The sequence below is a fragment of the Bradyrhizobium sp. genome (assembly GCF_049586575.1).
Classification (GTDB): Bacteria; Pseudomonadota; Alphaproteobacteria; order Rhizobiales; family Xanthobacteraceae; genus Bradyrhizobium.
Genome location: NZ_JBAVCF010000036.1, coordinates 1 through 3,578 on the forward strand (window position 1 = coordinate 1; position 3,578 = coordinate 3,578).

The 3,578-nt window shown below is 62.6% G+C and carries 4 protein-coding genes and 1 pseudogene; 1 reads left to right on the top strand and 4 read right to left on the bottom strand.

The genetic code is table 11. The features are described from left to right. A partial coding sequence (locus WB528_RS01230; RefSeq protein ID WP_423886613.1) for an alpha-hydroxy acid oxidase occupies positions 1-773 on the top strand: 773 nt, incomplete at its 5' end. A 117-nt stretch (positions 774-890) separates the two neighbouring features. Here the strand turns inward: WB528_RS01230 and WB528_RS01235 are convergent. From WB528_RS01235 to WB528_RS01250, 4 genes and pseudogenes are all read right to left on the bottom strand, one after another. Then, positions 891-1,523, bottom strand: a complete 633-nt coding sequence (locus WB528_RS01235) for a hypothetical protein (protein ID WP_423886614.1) — start codon at positions 1,521-1,523, stop codon at positions 891-893. 120 nt (positions 1,524-1,643) lie between these two features. After that, complete coding sequence (locus WB528_RS01240; RefSeq protein ID WP_423886615.1) at positions 1,644-2,270, bottom strand: hypothetical protein; 627 nt, start codon at positions 2,268-2,270, stop codon at positions 1,644-1,646. An 86-nt stretch (positions 2,271-2,356) separates the two neighbouring features. Next, on the bottom strand, positions 2,357-3,199 hold the full coding sequence (locus tag WB528_RS01245; RefSeq protein WP_423886616.1) for a shikimate dehydrogenase: 843 nt from the start codon (positions 3,197-3,199) through the stop codon (positions 2,357-2,359). Positions 3,200-3,459: 260 nt separating this feature from the next. Continuing rightward, positions 3,460-3,578: pseudogene (locus WB528_RS01250) on the bottom strand (helix-turn-helix domain-containing protein); the annotation flags it as partial.

Sequence of the window (3,578 nt, forward strand, 5' to 3'; positions counted from 1 at the left end):
AGAAGCCGTTCTGGTTTCAGTTGTACGTCATGAAGGACCGCGGCTTCATCAAGGCGCTGATCGAACGCGCCATCGCCGCCAAGTGCAGCGCGCTCGTGCTCACCGTCGATCTCCAGGTGATCGGACAACGCCATGCCGACATCAAGAACGGGATGACGGTGCCGCCGGAATGGTCGCTGTCGAAATTGTTCGATTTCGCCACCAAGCCCGCCTGGATCGCGGGTGTCTTGCGCGGCAAGCGCCGCACCTTCGGCAATCTCGTCGGTCATCTGAAGGGCACCGACGATATCACCGCGCTCGGCGCCTGGATCGGAACGCAATTCGACACCACGCTGAACTGGAAAGACGTCGAATGGATCCGCAGCATCTGGCCCGGCAAGCTGGTGCTGAAAGGCATTCTCGATGTCGAGGACGCCAACGAGGCCGCCAAGAGCGGCGCGCAGGCGCTCGTCGTGTCCAACCATGGCGGACGTCAGCTCGACGGCGCGCCGTCGTCAATCGCAGCCTTGCCGGAAATCGTGGATGCGATCGGCGACAAAATGGAAGTGATGTTCGACGGCGGCATCCGCTCCGGCCAGGACGTGGTGCGGGCAATCGCCCTTGGCGCCAAGTCCTGCATGATCGGCCGCGCCTATATTCACGGCCTCGGCGCCTATGGCGAGCCTGGCGTCACCAAGGCGATCGACATCATTCGCGCCGAGCTTCTGACGACCATGGGGCTGTGCGGCGTCAACACCATCGCCGAGATCGACGATCACGTGCTGGCGGTGTGAGACTTTCAGCGCTCGCGCGCTTGACCCTCTCCCCTTGCGGGAGAGGGTGCGTAGGCGGCCTTCAGGACGCCGCTGTATTCTCGCGCCCTCTCCCACAAGGCGAGAGGGCAAGAACCGTCACATCGGAGGCGCGATGCCGTCGCGGCCGACGCCGATGCGGTTGGTCTCGAGCGAGCCGTCGTCCAGCTTCTTCGCGCCGAAGATGATGATCTTTGCGCCGGGCTTGATTTCGGACTTCTCGCCGGTGACGAAAGCGACGATCGCCGCATCCGGCGGAACCACGACCTTCTTCTCACCGTCCTTGTACTTGACCTCGATGACCTGGCCATCGACGCTGGCAACGGTTTGCGCGACGGTGGCGTTGGTCATGGTGGAGTTCGGGCGCAGATCCCATGGCCTGAACCCTTCAGCCGCGCCGCGCATGGCTTCCGGGAAGATATGGATCGCGAGCGCCTTCTGGCTGCCGTCGGGCTGCGGCATGGCGGATACGCCGATGTAGCTGCCCTGCTTGATTTCCGACAGCGAGGTCTTGGCGATGCCAATGACCGAGATATCGTCGGTCATCTTCACTTTCACGTCAGTGCCCTCGCGGGTCTTGATGTTCATCGTCTTGCCATCGATGCTTTCGATGGTGCCGCGAATGCGGGTGGGCGTCGGTGACTGCTGGGCCCATGCGGCCGAGGCCAGGACGGAAACGACGGCCAGCGAAGCGGCGAGCGAACGCGGCAGCCACGAAGAGATTTTCGGCATGATTTTCCCTCAAAGGTTTAGGTCGGAACAGAAGGAATACCCCGCGAAACGGGAGTTATTCCAGGATGGCGGGGCAACCAGCGCCTCCCCATCGAACCTTACGCAAGGCGAGGCAAATCGTTACATCGGCGGGGTCAGTCCATCGCGCCCGACGCTGACGCGGTTGCTTTCAAATGATCCGTCAGGCAGTTGCTTGACGAAGGCGATAATCTTGGCACCGGCCTTGAGATCGGATTTTTCGCCGGGAACGTAGGTCACGACCGGCGTATTGGGACCGACCGTGACTTTCTTCTCGCCGTCCTTGTATTTGATCGTCAATGTCTGGCCGTCATTGCCGGCGACCGCTTCGGCGACCGTCGCATTGGTCATGGTCGAGTTGGGCTTGAGATCGTAGGGACGCGTCCCCTCGCCTGTACCGCGCATGTTCTCCGGGAAGACGTGCACCTCGACGGCGTCTTGACGGCCGTCGGCGCCCGGAACCGTGGTGGTGCCGATGAAGGAGCCGAGCTTGATGTCGGCCAGCGAAATCTTGATGATTCCGACGATCCTGACGTCACCGGTCATGTGCAATTTGACTTCCTCGCCGCTGCGCGATTTGACCGTGAGCACATCGCCGTCGACGGCCTCGATGGTGCCCCGCACCCGTGTCGGCGTCGGAGGCCGTTGCGCGGCGGCGCAGAGCACAGATGCAACCACCATCGCAGCCGCGATCAGCGGGCGGGCGAGTGTAGAGCGATAGATCGGCATGTGAGGACCCTCCGTGGGCGACACCTTATCGATGGCCGTAGAGATAACGCCGCTCACCACCGCGCGAGCGGGACACTTCTGGGCGATCACGCGCCCCTGAGATCGGCCTCGACCAGCGCGCGCAATTCCGGAGTGACTTCCGGCCTCTGGCCGAACCAGAGTTCGAAACCGCGCACCGCCTGATGCAACAGCATGCCGAGGCCATCGGCCGTCTTCAGGCCGCGCGCCCGCGCCGTTTTCAGCAGCTCTGTTTCAAGCGGGACATAAACAAGATCGGCCACGATGGCGTGCGATGGAAGGCGCCCAATGTCGAGTTCGAGCGCCGGTTGGGCGTGCATGCCGAGCGAGGTGGTGTTGACCAGAAGGCCGGCCTGCGGAAGCAGTTCACCAAGCTTTTCCCACGCCACGGTATGCACCGCCGTTCCGAATAGATCCGCCAGTGCACGCGCGCGCTCCATCGTGCGGTTCACCAGATGCACGCGCTTGATGCCGCGTTCGATCAGGCCGTACACGACCGCACGCGACGAGCCACCGGCGCCAAGCACCAGCGCGTCGCTGGTGGCGTCCCAACCCTTCGCAGCGGCATCGAGATTGTTGATGAAGCCTTCGATGTCGGTGTTGGTCGAGCGCAGCTCGTTGCCCTCGTACCATAACGTATTGGCCGCGCCGACCGCGCGCGCGCGCGCATCCGGGCTCGTCAGCGCCAGCGCACGCTCCTTGTGCGGAATGGTGACGTTGGCGCCGACAAAGCCGTGCGTCGACAGATGCTGGACGAATTCGGCAAAGCCTTCGGGCGGCACCGCCTCGATGTTGTATCCGCCTTCGATGCCGAGCTTGCGCAGCCAGTAATGATGAATCAGCGGCGAGCGCGAATGCGCCGCCGGCCACCCGATCAGGCATGCCGCGCGTGATTTGGTTATGGATGCCATCGTCTCCCCTTGCGGCGTCGCAATCGTCATTCTTCCCATCGGGCATGCCGCATTACGAGTCAATGCCGCGGGGAAAAGATCACAGCCCGGATTTTGATTCAAATCGGAATCGCGGCCTGAACGATGGGCACATAGAGTTCGGCAAAGGTCGGCTGATGCGTTTGGCGCGCTCGCGTGGCGGCGATGCTCATGTCCGCTCGTTCCATTTCAATTGCACGAACGTTCGAGCGACAATGGTCAAATCAGTCGTCGCTCGAATCCCGTGTCAGAGATTCGACGACACCGCGCACGGTGCGGACGCTCGCTTCCATCCTGAATGGTTGGCAGCAAAAGCCCGGCCAGTTCGGCAAGCGTTCGCTGGTCAATTCCCAAAAGCGCC